Origin of the sequence: Noviherbaspirillum saxi (genome assembly GCF_003591035.1) — a bacterium.
Lineage (GTDB): Bacteria > Pseudomonadota > Gammaproteobacteria > Burkholderiales > Burkholderiaceae_D > Noviherbaspirillum > Noviherbaspirillum saxi.
Map to the genome: position 1 here is coordinate 3154786 of NZ_QYUO01000001.1, position 21589 is coordinate 3176374.

General features: G+C 58.4%; 20 protein-coding genes. All 20 read right to left on the reverse strand.

The annotated features are described in order from the left end of the window. Window positions 1-5: 5 nt before the first annotated feature. A complete protein-coding gene (locus D3871_RS14925) occupies window positions 6-776 on the reverse strand; it encodes a DNA-methyltransferase (protein WP_119769606.1) in 771 nt (256 codons plus the stop codon). Window positions 777-822: 46 nt separating this feature from the next. Beyond that, window positions 823-2136, reverse strand: coding sequence for a histidinol dehydrogenase (hisD, locus tag D3871_RS14930; protein WP_119770093.1), 1314 nt, complete (start codon window positions 2134-2136; stop codon window positions 823-825). Between the two features lie 5 nt (window positions 2137-2141). After that, window positions 2142-2792, reverse strand: coding sequence for an ATP phosphoribosyltransferase (gene hisG / locus D3871_RS30500; RefSeq protein ID WP_199724776.1), 651 nt, complete (start codon window positions 2790-2792; stop codon window positions 2142-2144). After that, window positions 2793-4043 carry a UDP-N-acetylglucosamine 1-carboxyvinyltransferase gene (gene murA / locus D3871_RS14935; protein WP_199724777.1) on the reverse strand — a complete coding sequence of 417 codons (1251 nt, stop codon included), beginning with the start codon at window positions 4041-4043 and terminating at the stop codon, window positions 2793-2795. After that, window positions 4043-4279: a BolA family protein gene (locus tag D3871_RS14940; RefSeq protein WP_119769607.1), complete on the reverse strand. Its 237-nt coding sequence runs from the start codon at window positions 4277-4279 to the stop codon at window positions 4043-4045. The genes murA and D3871_RS14940 overlap by 1 nt, the downstream gene beginning before the upstream one ends. A gap of 63 nt (window positions 4280-4342) precedes the next feature. Next, a complete protein-coding gene (locus D3871_RS14945) occupies window positions 4343-5098 on the reverse strand; it encodes an ABC transporter permease (protein ID WP_119769609.1) in 756 nt (251 codons plus the stop codon). Continuing rightward, window positions 5098-6009 carry an ABC transporter ATP-binding protein gene (locus tag D3871_RS14950; protein ID WP_119769610.1) on the reverse strand — a complete coding sequence of 304 codons (912 nt, stop codon included), beginning with the start codon at window positions 6007-6009 and terminating at the stop codon, window positions 5098-5100. The genes D3871_RS14945 and D3871_RS14950 overlap by 1 nt, the downstream gene beginning before the upstream one ends. 128 nt (window positions 6010-6137) lie before the next feature. Continuing rightward, entirely contained in the window at window positions 6138-6434 is a 297-nt protein-coding gene (locus D3871_RS14955; RefSeq protein ID WP_119769611.1) for an STAS domain-containing protein, read from the reverse strand. 4 nt (window positions 6435-6438) lie between these two features. After that, complete coding sequence (locus tag D3871_RS14960) at window positions 6439-7086, reverse strand: MlaC/ttg2D family ABC transporter substrate-binding protein (protein ID WP_119769613.1); 648 nt, start codon at window positions 7084-7086, stop codon at window positions 6439-6441. 87 nt (window positions 7087-7173) lie between these two features. Further along, entirely contained in the window at window positions 7174-8016 is an 843-nt protein-coding gene (locus tag D3871_RS14965; RefSeq protein ID WP_119769614.1) for an MlaA family lipoprotein, read from the reverse strand. After that, complete coding sequence (gene mlaD / locus D3871_RS14970; RefSeq protein ID WP_119769615.1) at window positions 8016-8489, reverse strand: outer membrane lipid asymmetry maintenance protein MlaD; 474 nt, start codon at window positions 8487-8489, stop codon at window positions 8016-8018. Before mlaD ends, D3871_RS14965 begins: the two co-directional genes overlap by 1 nt. 113 nt (window positions 8490-8602) lie before the next feature. Continuing rightward, window positions 8603-9382, reverse strand: a complete 780-nt coding sequence (mlaE, locus tag D3871_RS14975; protein ID WP_119769616.1) for a lipid asymmetry maintenance ABC transporter permease subunit MlaE — start codon at window positions 9380-9382, stop codon at window positions 8603-8605. Further along, complete coding sequence (locus tag D3871_RS14980; RefSeq protein ID WP_119769617.1) at window positions 9379-10182, reverse strand: ABC transporter ATP-binding protein; 804 nt, start codon at window positions 10180-10182, stop codon at window positions 9379-9381. Before D3871_RS14980 ends, mlaE begins: the two co-directional genes overlap by 4 nt. A 142-nt stretch (window positions 10183-10324) precedes the next feature. After that, window positions 10325-11788 (reverse strand): glutamate synthase subunit beta, encoded by a 1464-nt coding sequence (locus D3871_RS14985; protein ID WP_119769619.1) that lies wholly within the window; start codon window positions 11786-11788, stop codon window positions 10325-10327. A gap of 183 nt (window positions 11789-11971) precedes the next feature. Continuing rightward, complete coding sequence (locus tag D3871_RS14990; protein WP_119769620.1) at window positions 11972-16651, reverse strand: glutamate synthase-related protein; 4680 nt, start codon at window positions 16649-16651, stop codon at window positions 11972-11974. 371 nt (window positions 16652-17022) lie between these two features. Next, a complete protein-coding gene (locus D3871_RS14995) occupies window positions 17023-17751 on the reverse strand; it encodes a transposase (protein WP_119769622.1) in 729 nt (242 codons plus the stop codon). Between the two features lie 44 nt (window positions 17752-17795). Beyond that, on the reverse strand, window positions 17796-18083 hold the full coding sequence (locus D3871_RS15000; RefSeq protein ID WP_147376824.1) for a hypothetical protein: 288 nt from the start codon (window positions 18081-18083) through the stop codon (window positions 17796-17798). A gap of 63 nt (window positions 18084-18146) precedes the next feature. Continuing rightward, window positions 18147-18980 (reverse strand): metallophosphoesterase family protein, encoded by an 834-nt coding sequence (locus tag D3871_RS15005; RefSeq protein ID WP_119769625.1) that lies wholly within the window; start codon window positions 18978-18980, stop codon window positions 18147-18149. Then, complete coding sequence (locus D3871_RS15010; protein ID WP_119769626.1) at window positions 18977-19948, reverse strand: diacylglycerol/lipid kinase family protein; 972 nt, start codon at window positions 19946-19948, stop codon at window positions 18977-18979. The genes D3871_RS15005 and D3871_RS15010 overlap by 4 nt, the downstream gene beginning before the upstream one ends. 121 nt (window positions 19949-20069) lie before the next feature. Next, window positions 20070-21536 carry an HDOD domain-containing protein gene (locus D3871_RS15015; RefSeq protein WP_233575619.1) on the reverse strand — a complete coding sequence of 489 codons (1467 nt, stop codon included), beginning with the start codon at window positions 21534-21536 and terminating at the stop codon, window positions 20070-20072. Window positions 21537-21589: the final 53 nt, after the last annotated feature.

Consider the following 21589-nt stretch of genomic DNA (forward strand, 5'->3'; position numbering starts at 1 on the left):
GGTTCTCAGGCAGCGGCCGGCTTGTCGAGCTCGGCGAGGCGGTTTTCAATCAATTCACAGTAATCGGGGTTCAGCTCGAAGCCGACAAAATGCCGGTTGCAACGCTTGGCTGCCACCGCGGTGGTGCCGCTGCCCATGAACGGGTCGAGCACCACGCCACCCGGCGGACAGGACGCCTTGAGCATGCGCTCGACGATTTCCAGCGGCTTCTGGGTCGGATGGTCGGCGCGCTCGCGGTGTTCGCGGTGCAGGCGCGACACGCTCCAGACGTCCTTGGGGTTATAGCCCATTTCCAGCCATTTGGCACCGACGAAAATCGAGCGCGACCGCGCCTTCTTGGTTTCCGCATCATAAGGAATGCGCACCGCATCCAGATCAAAATAATAGTCCCGGGCTTTCGCGAAAAAGCCGACGGTATCATGCACCGAAGAAAAGCGCCGCGTACTGCCTCCCATCGACGGCACCCGGCGATCCCAGATGATTTCGTTAATCATTGTCATGCGTTTTTTCAGCATCACAAAGATTTCGGGCGAATAGCGCCAGGTCAGGAAGATGTACAGGCTGCCGCTGGCCTTGAGCTTGGGCAGCGCCGCATCGATCCATTGCTCGGTCCATTGCAGATAGGCATCAGCATCCAGTTTGTCGGAATCGTTGCCGTAATCCTTGCCGAGGCCATACGGCGGGTCGGCGATCAGCAGGTCGACGCTGGCGTCGGGAATACGCGCCAGGCCCGCGATCGCGTTTTCGCAATAGATGCGGTCAAGCCAGGACGTCACCTTGCCGCCTTCCGCAGGCCGGCCATCGGGTAAAAAAAGACTGATGTCATTTCAGCCGCAATTCCGCAGAAGCTGCATGCGCCTGCAAGCCTTCGCCGTATGCGAGTTCGGCAGCCACCTTGCCAAGCGTCTGCGCGCCGGCTTCACTGACGTAAATGATGCTGGAGCGCTTTTGAAAATCGTAAACCCCGAGCGGCGACGAAAAGCGCGCGGTGCGTGAAGTCGGCAGCACATGGTTGGGCCCCGCGCAATAATCGCCCAGCGACTCGGAGGAAAAGCGTCCCAGGAACATCGCGCCGGCGTGCCGTATCCGGTCCGCCCATTGCTGCGGGTCGTCGGCGGAAATTTCGAGGTGCTCGGCGGCGATCAGGTTAGCGATGTCGCAGGCTTCTTGCATATCACGCACCTTGACCAGCGCGCCGCGGTTGGTCAGCGAGGTGCGAATCACTTCCTTGCGCGGCATCGTGTCCAGCAGCTTGTTGATGCTGGCTTCGACCCTGGCGATATACGCGTCGTCCGGGCATACCAGGATCGATTGCGCCAGTTCGTCATGCTCGGCTTGCGAAAACAGGTCCATCGCGACCCAATCCGGATCGGTGCTGCCATCGCACAGCACGAGAATTTCGGAAGGCCCGGCAATCATGTCGATGCCGACGATACCGAATACGCGGCGCTTGGCAGCAGCCACATACGCATTGCCCGGACCGACGATCTTGTCGACTTGGGGAACGCTTGCGGTGCCGTAGGCCAGAGCGCCGACTGCCTGCGCGCCGCCGATCGTAAATACGCGATCGACGCCGGCGATCGACGCCGCGCCAAGCACGAGTTCGTTTTTCACGCCGTTCGGCGTCGGCACCACCATGATGATTTCTTGCACGCCGGCGACCTTGGCCGGGATGGCGTTCATCAGCACCGATGAAGGATAGGCCGCCTTGCCGCCTGGAACATAAATCCCGACGCGGTCGAGCGGCGTCACCTTTTGTCCGAGCACCGTGCCGTCGGCTTCGGTGTAGCGAAACCCGTCGCCGCCGGTTTCCTGCTTTTGCCGCTCGTGATATGCGCGCACCCGGTCCGCAGCGGTTTGCAACGCGGCGCGGCGCGCCGGTGCCAGGCCGTCGAGGGCGGCTTGCAATTCTTCCTTGCCGATCTCCAGGCTGCCGATGGTCTGCGCATCGAGCTTGTCGAAGCGATTGGTATATTCCAGCACGGCTGCATCGCCCCGCGCCTTGACGTCGGCCAGGATCTGGGCGGCGGCGCGATCGATCGCTTCGTCTTCGCTGGCTTCGAATGCGAGCACTGCCGACAGGCGTGTCTTGAAATCGGCGGCGGTGGAATCGAGTTTGCGGATCTGGATAGTCATGTTGGTCATGCCGGCTGCGACGCTTTTTCGAAAGCGTCGAGTATCGGCTGCAGGCGTTCGCGTTTGAGTTTCAATGCGGCCTGGTTCACCACCAGCCGCGACGAGATATCCAGAATGTGTTCGACTTCCACCAGATTGTTGGCCCGCAGCGTGCTGCCGGTACTGACCAGATCGACGATCGCATCGGACAGGCCGACCAGCGGGCCGAGTTCCATCGAACCATACAGCTTGATCAGGTCGACGTGCACGCCCTTGGCGGCGAAGTGCTCGCGCGCGCAGTTGACGTACTTGGTCACCACGCGCAGGCGTGCGCCCTGCCGAACCGCGCTCGCATAGTCGAAGCCCGCCGGCACCGCGACCGACAGGCGGCATTTGGCGATATTGAGGTCGATAGGCTGGTACAAGCCTTCACCGCCATGCTCGAGCAGCACATCCTTGCCGGCCACGCCGAAATCCGCCGCGCCATACTGCACATAAGTCGGCACGTCGGACGCGCGGACGATGATGACGCGCACATCCGGATCATTGGTCGGCAGAATCAGCTTGCGCGACTTTTCCGGATCTTCGGTGACGGTAATGCCTGCTGCTGCCAGCAATGGCAGAGTTTCTTCAAAAATGCGGCCCTTGGACAAGGCAAGGGTCAGTTGCTGGCTCATTTATTTGACTCGCTGAATGTTGGCGCCGACGGCCGAGAGCTTGACTTCCATGCGGTCATAGCCGCGATCAAGATGGTAGATGCGATCGACCAGTGTTTCACCCTGCGCCGCGAGCGCGGCAATCACCAGCGATGCCGATGCGCGCAGGTCGGTCGCCATGACCGGCGCGCCCACCAGCTTGTCGACGCCTTGCATAATCGCGGTGTGGCCATCGATTTCGATCGAGGCGCCGAGGCGATTCAATTCCTGTACGTGCATGAAGCGGTTTTCGAAAATCGTTTCCGTCACGCGACTGCTGCCTTCGGCAATGCAATTGAGCGCCATGAATTGCGCCTGCATGTCGGTGGGAAAGCCCGGATATTCGATGGTGCGGAAGCTGATCGCCTTGGGACGTGCCGACATCTGCACGCGAATCCAGTCGGGACCGCTGGTCAGGATGGCGCCGGCCTCGCGCAGCTTGTCGAGCGCAACTTCAAGGATATCGCTGCGCGTCTTGCGCAGGGTCACGTCACCGCCCGCTGCGGCCACCGCGCACAGGAAGGTACCAGTTTCAATGCGGTCGGCAATCACTTCGTGCGACGCGCCATGCAGCTTGTCGACACCTTGGATCACCAGGCGATCGCTACCGATGCCTTCAATCCTGGCACCCATTGCCACCAGCAGGTTGGCAAGATCGGTGACTTCCGGCTCGCGCGCGGCATTTTCAAGCACGGTCTCACCTTCTGCCAGCGTGGCCGCCATCAACAGATTCTCGGTACCGGTCACGGTAATCATGTCGGTGACGATGCGCGCGCCTTTCAACTTCTTGGCTCGCGCATGGATGTAACCGGCTTCGATCGTGATGTCGGCGCCCATCGCCTGCAGACCCTTGATGTGCTGGTCAACCGGACGCGATCCGATCGCGCAACCGCCGGGCAGGGATACCTTTGCTTCGCCGAAGCGCGCCAGCAGCGGACCCAGCACCAGGATAGACGCGCGCATGGTTTTCACCAGTTCGTAGGGCGCTTCGCAGCTGGTGATGGCGGCGCCGTTCAATGTCATGCGATCGCCTTCCTGCTCGACGCGCAAGCCCATCTGCTTGAGCAGTTTGAGCATAGTGTTGACGTCTTGCAGATGCGGCACATTCGACAACTGAACCGTATCGCCACTGAGCAAGCCTGCACACAGGATGGGCAGCGCGGCATTCTTGGCGCCCGAAATGGTGATGTCGCCGGACAGGCGATTGCCGCCGGTGATGAGCAGTTTGTCCATTATGTCTGGAATTCTTCCGGAGTAAGGGTCTTCATCGACAGCGCATGGATTTCTTCCCGCATGCGGTCGCCGAGCGCGGCGTACACGAGTTGATGGCGCTGGATCAGCCGTTTGCCGGCGAAGGCGCTGGACACGATGACGGCATTGAAATGCTGGCCGTCACCTTCCACTTCGAGGTGGGTGCAGTCGAGTCCGGCGGCGATGTAGCTTTTGACAAGCTCGGGTGTGGGTAGCATGGTCTAACCTTTATTGACCTTTTCGGTCGTCATCGCGTCACAAGCCTGGCGGTCATCCAGGATTTAGTGGCGCAGCTTGTATCCATTCTTCAGCATCCGGATCGCGAATCCCGACAACACGAGGAAAAACACGCCGACGATGGCAAAACTGGCAAACGGATTCACATCGGACTGACCGAAAAAGCCGTAACGGAAGCCGTCAATCATATAAAAAAACGGATTGAAGTGCGACACCGTTTGCCAGAAGGCCGGCAGCGAATGGATGGAATAAAACACGCCGGACAAAAAGGTGGCCGGCATGATCAGGAAATTCTGGAACGCTGCGAGCTGATCGAATTTTTCCGCCCAGATACCAGCGATCAAGCCCATGGTGCCCAGAATCGCGGCACCAAGCAGGGCGAAGATGGCAATCCACCACGGCGCGAAAAAACTCAGCTCGGCGAACCAGGCGGTGATCAGGAACACTCCGGCGCCCACCGCAAGTCCGCGCACCACGGAAGCCAGCACATACGCGGCAAACAAATCCCAGTGCGACAAGGGCGGCAGCAGCACGAACACCAGGTTGCCGGTGATCTTGGACTGGATCAGTGACGATGAACTATTGGCAAAGGAATTCTGCAGCACGCTCATCATCACCAGGCCGGGCACCAGAAAGGCGGTGTAGCGCACATTCGGATACACCTGCACATGCTCTTCCAGCACATGACCGAAGATCAGCAGATAAAGCATCGCGGTCAAGATGGGCGCGGTGATCGTCTGTGTCGCCACTTTCCAGAAGCGCAGTACTTCCTTGTAGAACAGGGTCTGGAAGCCGGTCATTATTTTTCACCTTCCATGATCTGGATGAAGACGTCTTCCAGATCGGCTTGCTGCAGGTGCATGTCATCGATGACCGCCCCTGCCTCGCGTAGCGTGGCGAGAATGGGTTCGACATCGGTATATTCGTTGACGCGCAAGGTGTATTTGCGGCCGGACACGAGTTCGTCGGGATGCGACACCAATGGCTTCAGGCCATCCGGCAAGGCGCCACGCGCCAGATGCACGATGAGCTGCGAACCGGAAATGCGCTTGAGCAGCGCGGAAGTCGAATCGAGCGCGACGACCTTGCCGGCTTTGAGCATCGCGATGCGATTGCAAAGCGCCTGCGCCTCTTCCAGGTAATGAGTGGTCAAGACGATGGTATGCCCTTCGCGGTTGAGACGGGAAATGAATTTCCACAGCGTCTGGCGCAGTTCGACATCGACCCCGGCGGTGGGTTCGTCCAGCACGATGACCGGCGGCTTGTGAACCAGTGCCTGTGCGACCAGCACGCGGCGCTTCATGCCGCCCGACAAGGCGCGGGTGTTGGTATCGGCCTTGTTGGTCAGATCGAGGTTGGCCATGACTTCGTCGATCCAGTCATCGTTGCGTTTCAGCCCGAAGTAACCGGATTGCATGCGCAGGGTTTCGCGCACGGTGAAGAATGGGTCGAATACCAGCTCCTGCGGCACCACGCCCAGGCGCTTGCGCGCTTCGCGGTAGTCGCTGACGACATCGTGTCCATCTATCGATACGGTGCCGGAATCCGCGCGGTTCAAGCCCGCGATGATGGAAATCAGTGTGGTCTTGCCGGCGCCGTTCGGCCCAAGTAAACCAAAGAATTCACCCGGTTCGACGGAAAGCGAGACGCCGCCAAGCGCCTGCAGCGACTTGTAGCGTTTTTCGACATTAACGATTTGCAAAGCAGCCATGGCGGCTTGGTCATTTTAGAGAGGAGGGGCCGGTCCGCTCGCCTGACGGGCGGGACCTTTGGCGGAACCCTTGATTATATTGGATTTCCGGTCAGGAAGCCGGAACGCGGCGGGTCGGAACGGCAGCGTCAATGATGCAGCAGATCGCTGCGTGGGGCGGCGGCCGCCGCGATCACGAGAAGTTCATCGACGCCATACAGCGTGATCAGGCTTTGCAGGTTGGCGGAAGGATTGCGAAAGAGGAGCTTCTTGCCGGTGCGTTGCGCTGCACGTTGCCAGGCAAGCATGGTGGCAACGGCGCCGGAATCGACCACGCTCAGATCGGCAAGGTCGATTTCGGTCTGGCCGTCGGCAATGGCGCGCAAACCAGCTTCGAGTGCGGTTTGCGCGTTATTGACGGTCAGCGTGACTGCGGGACGATACATGTGGTCAGGACTTGACTGTCTTGGCCGCGCTTGCTGCCAGTCGCTTGTTCTTGTCGGACAGGGTCTTGATCAGGCCATCGATACCGCCCTTGCCGATTTCGGCGGCAAAATTACCCTTGTAGGTTTCCACCAGCCATGCGCCAAGGACATTGACGTCATAAATCTTCCAACCGCTCGGCAGCTTTTCCAGGCGATAGTTCAGCTGGATAGGATCGCCACCGCGCGGTTGCACGACCTGAGTCCGGACTTCCACTTCAGTATCGGTTGCGTCGCCGCGCATTGGCTTGAATTCCAGTTTCTGGTCCTTGACCTGGGAAATAGCGCCCGAGTAGGTATAAATCAGCAGCGTGCGGAATTCAGTGGTGAGCTGCTTTTGCTGCTCTGGTGTCGCTTCACGCCAGAAGCGACCGGCCGCAAGCGCGGTCATGCGCTGAAAATCCACGTGGGGCAGAACCTTGGCTTCCACCAGTTCAAGCACCTTCTTCTGGTTGCCGGCCTGGATATCCTTGTCGCTCTTGGCGATATCGAGAACTTCCTGGCTGATGCGCTTTACGAGCGCATCAGGCGCTTCCTGAGCGGATGCGGTCGGTACAAATGCCAGCGCGCCGACGGCGAGACTGGCAAGGGCAAATAATTTCTTGAGCAGTTTCATAAGATCCTGAATGAGATGAACAGCGCTGCAAGGGCAGCGCGTATTGAAAAACGCGTGACGGTGCCGATTGGTCTACCGCCGGGGAAATTATTGTTTTGCTTCCGTGACCAGGGTAGTTGCCACCGTATCATTTTGTTCCAGTTTGACAACCGGCTTTTCGGCTGGTTCCGGCATGGCGGCACCCTTGTCGTTGATCGCCGGCAAGTCCTCGGCAGCGGTCGGACCAACATCGTGTTCATAGGTGGACGATGGCACCTCGCCATCGAACACCTTGCTCTGGCGACGCTGCATATAGGCGTCCCTTATGAAGACATAGCGATCCAGCGCCGCTTCTTCAACCAGATTGGAGGCGTCGAGCACGCTGGACCGCAAGTCGATAACCCGAATGGTGGATCCAACATTGCGCACATGCACCGGGGCTTTGTAATGCCAAGGGTCACCCTTGAAGTCGAGCGGAGTTGCAAAAGTGTCACGCACGGTAGATGAACCGAGGATAGGCAGTACCAGGTATGGGCCGGATGCAACGCCCCATTTGCCTAATGTTTGCCCAAAGTCTTCCTTGTGCTTGACCAGGCCTGCTTCGCTACCGATATCAAGCACGCCGCCGAAACCCATTGTCGTGTTGACCGCCACGCGCATCACGTCGGACAAGCCATCGGCAATTTTGCCTTGGAGGAAATTGTTAACACCAGTCCATACATCGCCAAGATTGCCAAAAAAATTGTTGATGCCGATTTGCACGAATTGTGGCAACAGCGTGCTATACACTTCGGCCGCCGGCTTTATTGCGGCTTGATCGACAGTATCGTTAAACGTGAACATTGCCCGATTGAAGTCTTCAAACGGATCCTTGGGATTGGTTGTCGCACAACCAGTAAGCAGCAACGCCGCAGCAAGTATACTGATTTTTATTTTCAGGGCGGACCTCATTACTTGTCGCCATCCTTTCCTTCTGCAGCTTTGCTGTAAAGAAACTGACTGATCAGATTTTCCAGTACGACTGCAGATTGTGTCATTTTGATACGATCGCCGGCAGCCAGATTATTGGTGTCGCCGCCGGCCTCAAGGCCGATATATTGTTCACCCAGTAATCCGGCGGTCAGAATCTTCGCCGAGGTGTCCTTGGGAAATTTGTAAGTGTTTTCCAGGTCAAGGGTGACAATCGCCTGAAAACTTTTGTCATCAAAGCGGATGTCGGCCACGCGACCGACCACGACGCCGGCACTCTTAACCGGCGCGCGCGGCTTGAGGCCACCGATATTGTCGAACTTCGTGGTGACGGCATAGGTCTGCGCAAACGAAAGCGAACTCATGTTTCCGGCTTTGAGAGCCAGAAATACCAGTGCCGCTGCGCCTAACAAGACGAACATGCCGACCCACAGGTCTAATGATTTACGTTGCATGAAGCTTACTCTAACTATATGTCGTGAAACCTGTAGCGGGGTTTCATACCGTGAAAGGTTATATATTTACTAGGTGACCACCGGATGACGATGGTTCCTTCTGCAGCAACTGTTCAATTGAACATGAGGGCCGTCAACAGAAAGTCCAGCCACAAGACTGTCAGTGATGCGATGACGACTGTGCGTGTTGTCGCTCGGGCAACGCCTTCCGGTGTCGGTTGCGCTTCGTAACCCTGGAACAATGCTATGAACGTTACCGCAAATCCGAACACCACGCTTTTGATCACACCGTTGGCGATGTCTTTCCATACATCGACGCCGGCCTGCATCTGCGACCAGAATGCGCCTTCATCGACGCCGATCAACTGAACGCCGACGATGTAGCCGCCGAGGATGCCGACCGCACTGAAAATCGCGGCCAATACCGGCATGGCGATCACACCTGCCCAAAAACGCGGCGCGATCACCCGCTGCATGGGATTGACCGCCATCATTTCCATCGCCGACAATTGCTCGCCAGCCTTCATCAAACCGATTTCCGCCGTCAGCGAAGTCCCTGCGCGCCCGGCAAACAACAAGGCGGTGACCACGGGACCGAGTTCGCGTGTCAGCGACAGGGCTACCAGCAAGCCCAGGGCCTGCTCGGAGCCGTAGCGATTCAAAGTGTAATACCCTTGCAGCCCAAGCACAAAGCCGACGAACAGGCCCGACACGGCAATAATCACCAGCGAATAATTGCCAATGAAATGAATCTGGTCGGTGACCAGCCGAGGTCGCCGCAGCATGCCGCCGGACGCGCCAAGCACGGCAAGAAATGAGCGTGCAGCAAAGCCAACATTGCTGACCGATTCACGCACCCGGCGCCCGAGCCCCGCAATCAGGTCGACTATCATTGCGGCTGCCCCAGCTGCAAATCCTCTGCGAGCGAACGGCCTGCATAATGGAATGGCACCGGACCATCGGCTTCCGCATGCACGAACTGCTTTACGTAGAGATCGTCCGAAGCCTGCATCTGCGCCGGCGTCCCGTGTGCAACGATTTTCCCTTGCGACAGAAAATACACATAGTCGGCAATGAGGAAGGTTTCATGCACATCATGCGACACGACGATCGAAGTCGAGCCCAGTGCATTATTTAACCGCCGAATCAGGTTCGCCGTCACTCCCATGGAAATGGGATCGAGGCCGGCAAATGGTTCGTCGTACATGATCAATTGCGGATCCAGCGCGACGGCACGCGCCAGTGCGACCCGGCGCGCCATGCCGCCGGATATTTCCGATGGCTTCAACTGCGCCGCGTTGCGCAATCCGACTGCATGCAATTTCATCAGTACCAGGTCGCGGATCAGCTCTTCCGGCAGGCGCGTATGCTCGCGCAGCGGGAAAGCGACATTTTCAAATACCGAGAGATCGGTAAACAGCGCACCATGCTGAAACAACATGCCCATCTTGCGCCGCAATGCATAAAGCGCATCGGTCTTGCGTGGATTGACAGCTTCGCCGTCAACGGTAACAGTACCCCGTTGCTGGGCAATTTGCCCACCGATCAGGCGCAGGATCGTGGTTTTCCCGGAGCCGGAGCCGCCCATGACCGCGACGACCTTCCCGCGCGGGAAATCCATCTGGAGTCCCGACAGGATAGGACGGGGGCCATAGGAGAAATGCAGGTCACGGATTTCGACAAGGTTAGGCACAACACGAACTTTTTACGCAAAGACGAGATTGTAGTGCAGAAAGTGCAATCGCACTTTTGAACTAACCCAAGAGTCAGATAAAAAGCCACAAAAAAACCCGCCAAATCTTTCGATCAGGCGGGCTTTTTGCAATAAATATAGCTTATCGGGGCAGAACCGATGATCCCATCAGGTATTCATCGACCGCTTTTGCGCACTGACGGCCTTCACGGATCGCCCAGACCACGAGCGACTGGCCGCGACGCATGTCGCCGGCGGCAAATACCTTGTCCACCGAGGTCTTGTAGCAGCCGTCGCCGTCGGTTGTCGCCTTGGCATTGCCACGCGCATCCTTGTCGACGCCGAACGCATCCAGCACCTGCTGCACCGGTGATACAAAGCCCATGGCCAGCAATACCAGGTCGGCCTTCAGTTCGAATTCGGAATTCGGCACTTCCTGCATCTTGCCGTCCTTCCATTCGACGCGGGCAGCGATCAGTTTTTCGACCTTGCCATTCTTGCCTTCGAGACGCTTGGTGGCGACTGCCCAGTCGCGGTCGCAACCTTCTTCGTGCGAAGACGAGGTGCGCAGCTTGGTCGGCCAGTATGGCCAGACCAGCGGCTTGTTCTCTTCTTCCGGCGGTTGCGGCAGCAGTTCGAATTGCACCACCGATGCGGCGCCGTGACGATTGGATGTGCCGACGCAGTCGGAACCAGTATCGCCGCCGCCGATCACGATGACGTTCTTGCCGGTCGCCATGATCTGGTCTTTCAGCTTGTCGCCGGCATTGACCTTGTTTTGCAGCGGCAGGAATTCCATTGCATAGTGCACGCCCTTCAGTTCGCGGCCGGGAACCGGCAGGTCGCGCGGGGTTTCCGCGCCGCCGGCGATGACGATCGCGTCGAAATCTTTCTTCAACTGTTCAGTCGAGACAGTTTCCTTGGCCCAGTTATAGACATTGGATGGGAAATCCTTGCCAACGAAAACGCTGGTGCGGAACGTCACGCCTTCGGCCTTCATCTGTTCGACACGGCGGTCGATATGCGACTTTTCCATCTTGAAGTCGGGGATGCCGTAACGCAGCAGGCCACCAACACGGTCATTCTTTTCAAACACGGTGACGTCATGCCCGACGCGCGCCAGTTGCTGAGCCGCTGCAAGGCCGGCAGGACCGGAACCAACGACGGCGATTTTCTTGCCGGTTTTGGAAGTCGGGAGCTGCGGACGAACCCAGCCGTTTTCCCAACCCTTGTCGATGATGAAGTGCTCGATCGACTTGATGCCGACCGGGTCGCTGTTGATGCCGAGCGTACAGGCGGCTTCGCACGGCGCCGGGCAGATGCGACCGGTGAACTCGGGGAAGTTGTTGGTGGAATGCAGGTTGTCCAGCGCTTCCTTGTAATTGCCGTGGTAAACCAGGTCGTTCCAGTCCGGAATGATGTTGTTGACCGGGCAGCCGTTATTGCAGAAAGGGATGCCGCAATCCATGCAGCGCGCGCCCTGCACCTTGGCATCGGCGTCGCTCAGATGGACGGTGAATTCCTTGTAATGCTTCTTGCGCGAGGTCGGTGCTTCGCTTGCTTCCTGCAAGCGTTGGAATTCCAGAAAGCCGGTTACTTTTCCCATGATGTTCCTTGAGTATTTTTTCTATCGCTGCTCGGTTCCCCTCCCCCATGCAGGGGGAGGGTTAGGGTGGGGGTAGTGAGCTTGATTTGACGATAACGCCTGTTCAACCTGCATAGCCTACGCGGCCCGCCCCATCCTAACCTTCCCCGTATCAGGGGGAAGGAGCTGGCCAGTCGTTGATGTTTACGCTGCGATCTTTTCTTTTGCCTGAGCCGCCGCATGCAGTTCGCCGAGAGCACGCTTGTACTCGGTCGGGAAGACCTTCACGAACTTGTTGCGGGCATTGGCCCAGTCGTCGAGCAGGTTGCGCGCACGCGTGCTGCCGGTGTACTTGAAGTGACGCTCGATCAAGCCCTTGAGGATCGCCTCGTCGGCCTGGCCTTCGCCGCCGCGTACGGTTGCATGCCAAATCGCACGGTCGATCTTCGCTTCCTGGTCGGCAGCGGACAGCACCGGATCCAGCGTCACCATCGACATGTTGCACTTCTTGGCGAAGTCGCCGTCCGGGTCGTACACGTAAGCGATACCGCCGGACATACCCGCCGCGAAATTGCGGCCGGTGGCGCCGAGCACGACGACGGTGCCGCCGGTCATGTATTCGCAGCCGTGGTCGCCAGAGCCTTCGACGACAGTGATCGCGCCGGAATTACGCACCGCGAAACGCTCGCCTGCGACGCCGTTGAAGAACGCTTCACCGGAAATCGCGCCGTACAGCACGGTATTGCCGACGATGATGTTGTCGACCGCCCAGCCGCGGAACTCGGTGTTCGGACGCACGATGATGCGGCCGCCCGACAAGCCCTTGCCGACATAGTCGTTGCCTTCGCCGACCAGATCCAGCGTGATGCCGTGCGCGAGGAAAGCGCCGGCCGACTGGCCTGCGGTGCCTTGCAGCTGGATGTGGATGGTGTCATCCGGCAGACCTTCATGGCCGTATTTCTTCGCGACTTCGCCCGACAGCATGGTGCCGACCGTGCGGTTGCGGTTCTTGACCGGCGAGATGAAGGACACCTTTTCACCCTTGTCGATCGCAGCCTTCGCTTGTGCGATCAGCTTGTGATCGAGTGCGTTTTCCAGACCGTGATCCTGCTCTTCGACCTGGTAGCGCGGCTCGGATGCCGGAACGTCAGGCTGATAGAAGATCTTGCTGAAATCCAGGCCCTTGGCTTTCCAGTGGGCGATCGCCTTCGACTTGTCGAGCAGATCGGAACGGCCGATCAGTTCGTCGAAAGACCGCACGCCAAGCTGGGCCATGATCTGACGCGCTTCTTCGGCGACGAAGAAGAAGTAGTTCACGACATGCTCGGGTTTGCCCTGGAACTTGGCGCGCAGCACCGGATCCTGGGTCGCAACGCCAACCGGGCAAGTATTCAGATGGCACTTGCGCATCATGATGCAGCCTTCGACCACCAGCGGTGCGGTCGCGAAACCGACTTCGTCGGCGCCCAGCATTGCGGCGATGACGACGTCACGGCCGGTCTTGATCTGACCGTCGGTCTGCACACGGATACGGCTGCGCAGGCGGTTCAATACCAGGGTCTGCTGGGTTTCCGCCAAGCCGAGTTCCCATGGCGAACCCGCATGCTTGACCGATGACAGCGGCGATGCACCGGTACCGCCGTCGTGGCCGGCGATCACGACGTGATCGGCCTTGGCTTTGGCGACGCCTGCGGCGACCGTGCCGACACCGACTTCGGATACCAGCTTGACCGAGATCGATGCCTTCGGATTCGCATTCTTCAGATCGTGAATCAGCTGTGCCAGATCTTCGATCGAATAGATGTCGTGGTGCGGCGGCGGCGAAATCAGGCCGACACCCGGCACCGAGAAACGCAGCTTGGCAATGTACTCGGACACTTTATGGCCGGGCAGCTGACCGCCCTCGCCCGGCTTCGCGCCTTGAGCCATCTTGATCTGGATCTGGTCGGCCGAAGTCAGGTACTCGGTGGTCACGCCGAAACGGCCCGATGCTACCTGCTTGATCTTCGAACGCAGCGAGTCGCCGGCCAGAAGTGGCAGGTCGACTTCGACGCGGTCCTTGCCGATCACGGAAGCGAGCGTTTCGCCCTTCTTGATCGGGATGCCTTTCAATTCCTGACGATAGCGGTTCTCGTCTTCGCCGCCTTCACCGGTATTCGACTTGCCGCCGATGCGGTTCATTGCGATTGCCAGTGTGGCGTGCGCTTCGGTCGAGATCGAACCGAGCGACATCGCGCCGGTGGCGAAACGCTTGACGATGTCCTTGGCCGATTCGACTTCGTCGATCGCGATCGCTTTGGACGGGTCGATCTTGAACTCGAACAGGCCGCGCAAGGTCATGTGGCGCTTGGATTGATCGTTGATGATCTGCGCGTATTCCTTGTAGGTGTTGAAGTTGTTCGAGCGGGTCGAATGCTGCAGTTTGGCGATCGCGTCCGGCGTCCACATGTGGTCTTCGCCACGCACGCGGAATGCGTACTCGCCGCCGGCGTCGAGTGCGTTCGCCAGCACCGGATCGTCGGAAAACGCCAGCTTGTGCAGACGCAGCGCTTCTTCCGCGACTTCGAACACGCCGATACCTTCGACGTTGGATGCGGTGCCCTTGAAGTACTTGTCAACCAACGCCTTGTTGAGGCCGATGGCTTCGAAGATCTGCGCGCCGCAGTAGGACATGTAGGTCGAAATGCCCATCTTGGACATGACCTTCATCAGGCCCTTGCCGACTGCCTTCTGGAAGTTGTAGATTGCCTTTTCCGGCGACAGCGTGCCCGGCAGGCCGTTCGCCATTTCAGACAATGTATCCATCGCGAGGTAGGGATGGATGGCTTCCGCGCCATAGCCGGCGAGCAGCGCGAAGTGGTGAGTTTCGCGTGCGGAACCGGTCTCGACCACGAGGCCGGTCGAAGTGCGCAAGCCCTTGCTCACCAGATGCAGGTGGATCGCGGATGTTGCGAGCAATGCCGGGATCGCGACCTGGTCGGCGTCGACCTTGCGGTCCGACACGATCAGGATGTTGTGGCCGGACTTGACCGCATCGACCGCTTTCGCGCACAGCGACGCGATACGCGCTTCAATGCCTTCCTTGCCCCAGGCTTTCGGATAGCAAATGTTCAGTTCATGCGACTTGAACTTGCCGCCGGTATGCTTGCTGATGTTGCGCAGCTTGGCGATATCCGCATAGTCGAGGATAGGCTGCGCCACTTCAAGGCGCATCGGCGGGTTGATGTTGTTGGTGTCAAGCAGGTTCGGACGCGGGCCGATGAAGGACACCAGCGACATCACCATCGCTTCGCGGATCGGGTCGATCGGCGGGTTGGTCACCTGGGCGAACAACTGCTTGAAGTAGTTGTACAGCGGCTTGCTCTTGTTGGACATGACGGCCAGCGGCGAGTCATTGCCCATGGAACCGACTGCCTCTTCACCGGCGCTGGCCATCGGCGCCATCAGGAACTTCAGGTCTTCCTGGGTATAGCCGAACACTTGCTGGCGATCCAGCAACGGGATGTCGGACCTGACTTCTGCCGGCTCGGCGTCGAGCTCGTCCAGCTTGATGCGGACGGAATCGATCCATTGCTTGTACGGCTTGGCGTTGGCGTAGGTGTCCTTCAGTTCCTTGTCATCGATGATACGGCCGGCATCGAGGTCAATCAGGAACATCTTGCCCGGCTGCAGACGCCATTTCTTGATGATCTTGGATTCCGGAATCGGCAGCACGCCGGATTCCGATGCCATCACGACGAAATCGTCATCGGTCTGGATATAACGCGCGGGACGCAGGCCGTTGCGGTCCAGCGTGCCGCCGATATGACGGCCGTCGGTGAATGCCATGGCGGCGGGGCCGTCCCACGGCTCCATCATCGCGGCATGGTATTCATAGAAGGCGCGACGGTTGTCGTCCATCAGCGTATGGTTTTCCCAGGCTTCCGGGATCATCATCATCATTGCCTGGGCCAGCGGATAGCCTGCCATCAGCAGCAGTTCGAGCGCATTGTCGAAGCAGGCGGTGTCGGACTGGCCTTCATAGATCAGCGGGAACAACTTTTGCAGATCGTCGCCGAGAACGGCCGACTTCATCACGCCTTCGCGTGCGCGCATCCAGTTGAAGTTGCCCTTGACGGTGTTGATTTCGCCGTTGTGGGCGATCAGGCGGTACGGGTGAGCCAGCGGCCACTCGGGGAAGGTATTGGTAGAGAAGCGCTGGTGCACCAGGGCCAGCGCGGACACGCAACGCGCATCCTGCAGGTCCTTGTAATACACGCCGACCTGGTCGGCCAGCAGCAAGCCCTTGTACACGACGGTACGGGCCGACATCGATGGCACGAAGAATTCCTTGCCGTGCAACAGGTTCAATGCCTGGATCGCATGGCCGGAAGATTTGCGGATTACGTACAGTTTGCGCTCCAGCGCATCGGTCACCATGATGTCCGGGCCGCGGCCGATAAAGATCTGGCGGATCACCGGTTCCTTGTCGCGCACGGTCGGCGACATCGGCATCTCGATGTCGATGGGCACGTCGCGCCAGCCGAGGACGACCTGGCCTTCAGCTTGCACCGCACGCTCGATTTCCTGTTCGCAGGCGATGCGGGAAGCGTTTTCCTTGGGCAAGAACACCATGCCGACGCCATATTCGCCGGGCGGCGGCAGATTCACGCCCTGCTTCGTCATTTCTTCGCGGTAATACTGGTCAGGGATCTGGATCAAAATGCCCGCGCCATCGCCCATCAGCTTGTCGGCGCCGACTGCGCCCCGATGGTCCAGATTTTTCAGGATCAGCAAGCCTTGTTCGATGATGGAATGGCTTTTCTTGCCTTTGATGTGGGCGATGAAACCGACGCCACAGGCGTCATGTTCATTGGAAGGATCGTAAAGACCTTGCGCGTGCATAAGCTTTCTCCGCAACTTTTGATGTATCGAAGCTGAAGGATAGTGCAGCGCAATACTTTGTTCAATCGAAATAATTTAGGGTCAGAGTAACTTTTGTATTTGAGCTTCGTTTGCACCAAAATAAATAGGGACAGAGTGTTTTTCCGGGCATTTTAGCTCGATGGCATAGCAAATTAGATAAGCTTAGGCGCCGCGCAGGAATAAGTTGTGCAATTTGACGGACGTCGCGGGATGCGCTGCAAGGGGCCCGCCGAGGGGCGGGAGGAGGAGTCATAGCGAGCTATGGCGACGACGAGCAACGCCGCAGCGCGCCGGGGGCGCCGAGCCCGCTACGGCCAGCAGAATTGTGCAAGTTATTCCTGCGCGGTGCCTTAATGCTGAATTAGCTTGTCCCGCTGATGATCAGGACTTGCCGCAGTCTTGAGTGGCCGCCCGCGTCGCGCCGGTGTCACCCGCCGGTTTGTCTGCTTGGCCAGCATATTCTTGAATTGCTCCGAACCCAGTGGCCAGCCCTTTTGGGTCGCCTCGCGGAAGGCGGCAATCTCGGTTTCGCTTAAGCCATGGTTGATGAAGTTGCGATAAGCCGCTTCGCGATCGAAAGGCGTATTTCCCAACGCCCAGAACAGGCGGTGGTCATGGATGACGGGATCGGAGCGCATTCCGACATGGTGGGCAAGGCTGGACCATGGATATTCGTCCGCCGAGGCCACCAGGCCGGCACGTGCAGGATTGAGTTCGATATAGCGGCTGCATTGCAGAAAGTACTGGTCGGAATCGATGATCGTGGCTTTGTAGCGGCTTTGCCACAAGGTGCCGACGCGCTGATACTTTGCATTGAAATAAGGGACATAGTGCCGCCCTACCCATTGCATCATGCGCGCCAGGCCCGTTGTATCCGATGGCGACACTAGCAGATGCAAGTGATTCGGCATCAGCACATAAGCATGGACGGCGACCTGGAACTGTTTTGCCGCTTCCCTAAGCCAGCCGAGGAATGCCGCGTAATCGGCATCGTCGCGGAAAATGGCTTGCCGGTCGATACCACTCTGAAGGATGTGATGAGGCTGATGCGGAACAACGAGTCGCGGAAGTCGGGCCATAGCGTGCAATCGGACCGCCATCTGGTTTGGCGGATGATGCGATTCTATCGCAGGCCTGTCGCCGGGATGGCCGGCTGATGCTGCTGCTTCGTTAAATATGTGCGTTCGCTGCGTTGCGCCAAGGTGTGTCGGGACGACTGAAGTTGATCACCCCAGCGCTGTCGGATTTTCCATTCGCCGCTGCGGCCTTGTTGTTCACATAAATGCTGCTGCGAATCTTGGCTGCGGATGGCAATCGCTTGGACGAAAACCGGATTACCGAAATACCGGCGCTCCGAAGGCATGAAGCATTCCATGCACAGATCGACAACTAATTTTCCATTTGTTAACATTGTTTATCCAAGCAGGTAAATTAGCCGTCGTTCCGGCAGGAAGTATTGTTATTTAATAAATAACTACTCTAGCGATTGCTGATGCCAACCGTTTGCACTCCGAAAAAAGCTGCTCTCCGGTTCTGCAATGAATTCCGCTACTGCGGCATCGAGCCGCCATATCGCAATCGAAACCGATGCAGGGTCGGTATTACCTGATGACGTAATGACGTTGAAGGAATTTGGCGCCGCCGGGCGGGTGCGATGCGACACCGCAGTTCCAGCCCCGCAGAGGATGAAATGACGCGGCACTGCCGGAAACGCCGCATGTGTCGTGGTCACCAGCGGTACATGGACATGGCCGCTCAAGACGATATCGATCCGATGGCGTGCAAACGCCTGGGCGGCATCGCCTGCACCGATGAGAATTTCATGGAGGTCTTCCGGCCATGCGGTATGCAGCGGCTGGTGCGCGCATGCGATGCGCAAAGGCTCGGTATCGGATGCGGGAATCTGGCTTGCCAATGCCGAGAGCTGCGAGATATCGAGTCTGCCGCGGGTATGGCGCAAGGGAGTGGTGCTGTCCAGGGCAAGAATTACCATATCGCTGCCGGCCCATATCTGATGTGATTTTCCAAACGCTTCGCAATAATTGCGATAAGGCCATGCTGTCCGTGCGAAGACATTAAAAAGCGGAATATCGTGATTTCCCGGAATCACAAGTACTGCCGGAGCACTGAGCGTATCAAGAAACTGACGTGCACTTTGAAACTCATGCTTGCGGGCACGTTGGGTGACATCACCAGACACAATCACGACATCGGGTTGCAAGCGTTGAAGCGCCTTGCGCAATGCCTCGACGACAAACGGAATCTCAGTGCCAAAATGGGTATCGGAAAGGTGGGCAATAATACTCATTCGCCTTCCTTTGCGATGACGCCATTCGTCTGCGGCACGATGACTCCTAGCGCATGCCGTGCCACGCGGAACGATAAGGGAGTCGCGCAACGCACGATTTCGCCATCGACCACCACATCGACATGCCGCCTGCGCGTTTCGGTATCGAATGCATCCGTGCAAAAGGTTTCCAAATGCGGATCGCTCGCCAGATTACGAAACGCGCCGCGCAGCAAGAGCCGCAGCATGTCAAGACGTCCGGTGGGCCGCAACACGAATACGGCTAGCCTGTCTTCCGGCGTCGCGCCGGCAAGGTCGGTATCGAGCTTGGAAAGCTGCAGCAGATTATTGGCGACGAATACCATCGAAGTTTTTCGCAGCAGCGATTCATTGCCTATCTGCAGCTGCACGCCGAATGGGCGCACCCCGCTCAGCAATGAAAACAGTGCTGACAGCACAGCTACCACCCGGAAACGCCCGAAGCGCGCCTTGTCTTCTTCGCGGTTGCGTATGAGCTTGCTGTACAGGCCGAAGCTGGCATTGTTTAAAAACAGTTTGCCGTTCACATAGCCGACGGACACTTGTGCAATATCCCCTGCCAGCAGCAGTTTTGCCGCCGCGTCCGGATCTTCCGGAATCCCAAGATCACGCGCGAAATAATTGAAGGTCCCAGCGGGGATGATTCCAAGCGGAACCCGATATTCACAACAGAGCGATGCGATCGTATTGACAGTGCCGTCACCACCGGCAGCAACGACAATCCCACCCGTCTGACTGGCGTTGAGCACCGCTTTGCGGCCGACTTCAAGTAGCTTTTGGCCAGAGGCCACCTCGACGATCGTGCATGGATAGTCAAGTGCAGACAACGCCTGTTCGATCCGGCTACGCGTCATTTGCGCAGCGGTTCCGCCGGCGCCAGCATTCAGAATAACGGTGATGGAAGTGTGTTGCAGCGTAACTACGGCTTGCTGAGATAGCGGTCCAGTCATTGCAATCGGTGTCCGCCGGCTGGCTTACAGGGATAAGAATGGCGTTAGCTTGCTTTCAATCCTCTCGCCGCGCATTGATTACCGTCATGGATATCCGCGGGCCGATTGCCGCATTCCGATATCAGAGAATCTTGCGCGCCCAGGCCGGCTCCGGTTGCCGGCGCTGCTCAAGTGCATGCATGACCAGGGTCCGCAATTCGTTCAAGGGCGCGATTTCAGCCTGTTCGATCTTGCTGGGTGGCTTGGTCATATCCCAGTCGCCATAAATGAAACCGACCGGACGTCGATTGACGGTCAGCGGCAGCACCATGAAACTGCGCACGGTCGGCAACGCATCCTTCCACCAGCGCGGCACCTTGCTGATAAATGCGGCGTCCTGCGCATTCTCGACAAAGATCATTTTGTCGTTCGCCAGTGCCGCATGAAACACATCCGGCTGGTAGGCATCGCCGAACACCAGGCGTGGCAGCAACTCTTGCACACCGTCGCCAAAACACATGTTGGCGGCGTATTGCGATTGCTCCTGATTACGCAGAAACGCAATCGTGCGGCTAAAGCTCAGGCCCTGATAAACGGTTTCCAGAGCCATCGTCATGACCTGGCCGGAACTGGTCGACTGCAATGCGTCGCGCATGTCCGCCACCCCGCGCGCCAGACGCGCCGCCGCGTCGGCCGGCTTGCCGACGATCGGTGCCGCCGGCTCCTTGTGTTCCGTATTGCTTCGTCGCTGCGTACGAACGACGACGGAATCTTCGGACGCAGCCGTTTTTTGCGCATTCTCCAGCGCAAGCAGCATCTGTCCGGATTCAAGACCCAACATATCGGCGTAGTCACTGGTCAGATCGGCCAGTATTTCTTCTATATCTCCGTTGTCGGAAGTCAGTGCATCGGCACAGCGCGATGATACGGTCGCAATCGCAGCAAGCCAGTCCTTATGGTCCAGCGGCTCTCCGATCGGCTTGGGCGGCATGTCTTGCAGGGTATCCACTACTGCAGCAGGCAAGCCCCAATGCTGAGCCGCGTGCCGGCCGATATCGTCGAACCGCAATCCGAGAATTTCGCGTGCCGCTTCATTCTCATCGGCCCCAGTGCGAACGCTATACTCCTGCACCAGGTGCCAGCGATCCGACAGATAGAAAGTCGCCATCATGCGGCCGAGCGAATGCAGCATCGAGCAGACCACGGCTTCTTCCGCATCGCGTGTATTCGCGGACGACGCCATCTGTCGCGCGATGTGCCCTGCCAGCACCGACTTTTCCATCTCGACGCGTGCATTTGCCGATTCGGACGAAGCGGCGGACAAGCCGTCGACCAGCTTCAATCCGAGCGCAAGATGGCCGATCGCCTCGGTGCCCAGCACGATGACGGCTTTGGAAACGGTATTGATACCCTGCCCGAACACCGAATACATCGCGCTATTGGCCAAACGCAATACCTTTTGCGTAAGCGCCGGATCCTGCAGCACGGTGCGGGTCATATTGAACTCGCGATCGTCATCGCCGCGCATGGCGCCGATGATGGCGCTGACCACCTTGGAAAAACCGGGCAGATCGCCGCGCTGGCGCACGCGCGACCAAAGCAGTTCCATGGTTTTTTCCGCACTGACCGGGCCGGTATTTGAAAAGGCATGCATGCAGTCGG

Excerpts from the sequence above, each read along its gene's own strand:
- D3871_RS15015 (WP_233575619.1), bottom strand. The coding sequence starts at position 21,536 with ATGGAACTGCTTTGGTCGCGCGTGCGCCAGCGCGGCGATCTGCCCGGT.
- D3871_RS14960 (WP_119769613.1), bottom strand. The coding sequence starts at position 7,086 with ATGAAACTGCTCAAGAAATTATTTGCCCTTGCCAGTCTCGCCGTCGGC.
- mlaE (WP_119769616.1), bottom strand. The coding sequence starts at position 9,382 with ATGATAGTCGACCTGATTGCGGGGCTCGGGCGCCGGGTGCGTGAATCG.
- D3871_RS15000 (WP_147376824.1), bottom strand. The coding sequence starts at position 18,083 with ATGTTAACAAATGGAAAATTAGTTGTCGATCTGTGCATGGAATGCTTC.
- D3871_RS15010 (WP_119769626.1), bottom strand. The coding sequence starts at position 19,948 with ATGACTGGACCGCTATCTCAGCAAGCCGTAGTTACGCTGCAACACACT.
- hisG (WP_199724776.1), bottom strand. The coding sequence starts at position 2,792 with ATGAGCCAGCAACTGACCCTTGCCTTGTCCAAGGGCCGCATTTTTGAA.
- D3871_RS14965 (WP_119769614.1), bottom strand. The coding sequence starts at position 8,016 with ATGAGGTCCGCCCTGAAAATAAAAATCAGTATACTTGCTGCGGCGTTG.
- D3871_RS14985 (WP_119769619.1), bottom strand. The coding sequence starts at position 11,788 with ATGGGAAAAGTAACCGGCTTTCTGGAATTCCAACGCTTGCAGGAAGCA.
- D3871_RS14945 (WP_119769609.1), bottom strand. The coding sequence starts at position 5,098 with ATGACCGGCTTCCAGACCCTGTTCTACAAGGAAGTACTGCGCTTCTGG.
- D3871_RS14940 (WP_119769607.1), bottom strand. The coding sequence starts at position 4,279 with ATGCTACCCACACCCGAGCTTGTCAAAAGCTACATCGCCGCCGGACTC.
- D3871_RS14995 (WP_119769622.1), bottom strand. The coding sequence starts at position 17,751 with ATGGCCCGACTTCCGCGACTCGTTGTTCCGCATCAGCCTCATCACATC.
- mlaD (WP_119769615.1), bottom strand. The coding sequence starts at position 8,489 with ATGCAACGTAAATCATTAGACCTGTGGGTCGGCATGTTCGTCTTGTTA.
- D3871_RS14990 (WP_119769620.1), bottom strand. The coding sequence starts at position 16,651 with ATGCACGCGCAAGGTCTTTACGATCCTTCCAATGAACATGACGCCTGT.
- D3871_RS14950 (WP_119769610.1), bottom strand. The coding sequence starts at position 6,009 with ATGGCTGCTTTGCAAATCGTTAATGTCGAAAAACGCTACAAGTCGCTG.
- murA (WP_199724777.1), bottom strand. The coding sequence starts at position 4,043 with ATGGACAAACTGCTCATCACCGGCGGCAATCGCCTGTCCGGCGACATC.
- D3871_RS15005 (WP_119769625.1), bottom strand. The coding sequence starts at position 18,980 with ATGAGTATTATTGCCCACCTTTCCGATACCCATTTTGGCACTGAGATT.
- hisD (WP_119770093.1), bottom strand. The coding sequence starts at position 2,136 with ATGACTATCCAGATCCGCAAACTCGATTCCACCGCCGCCGATTTCAAG.
- D3871_RS14955 (WP_119769611.1), bottom strand. The coding sequence starts at position 6,434 with ATGTATCGTCCCGCAGTCACGCTGACCGTCAATAACGCGCAAACCGCA.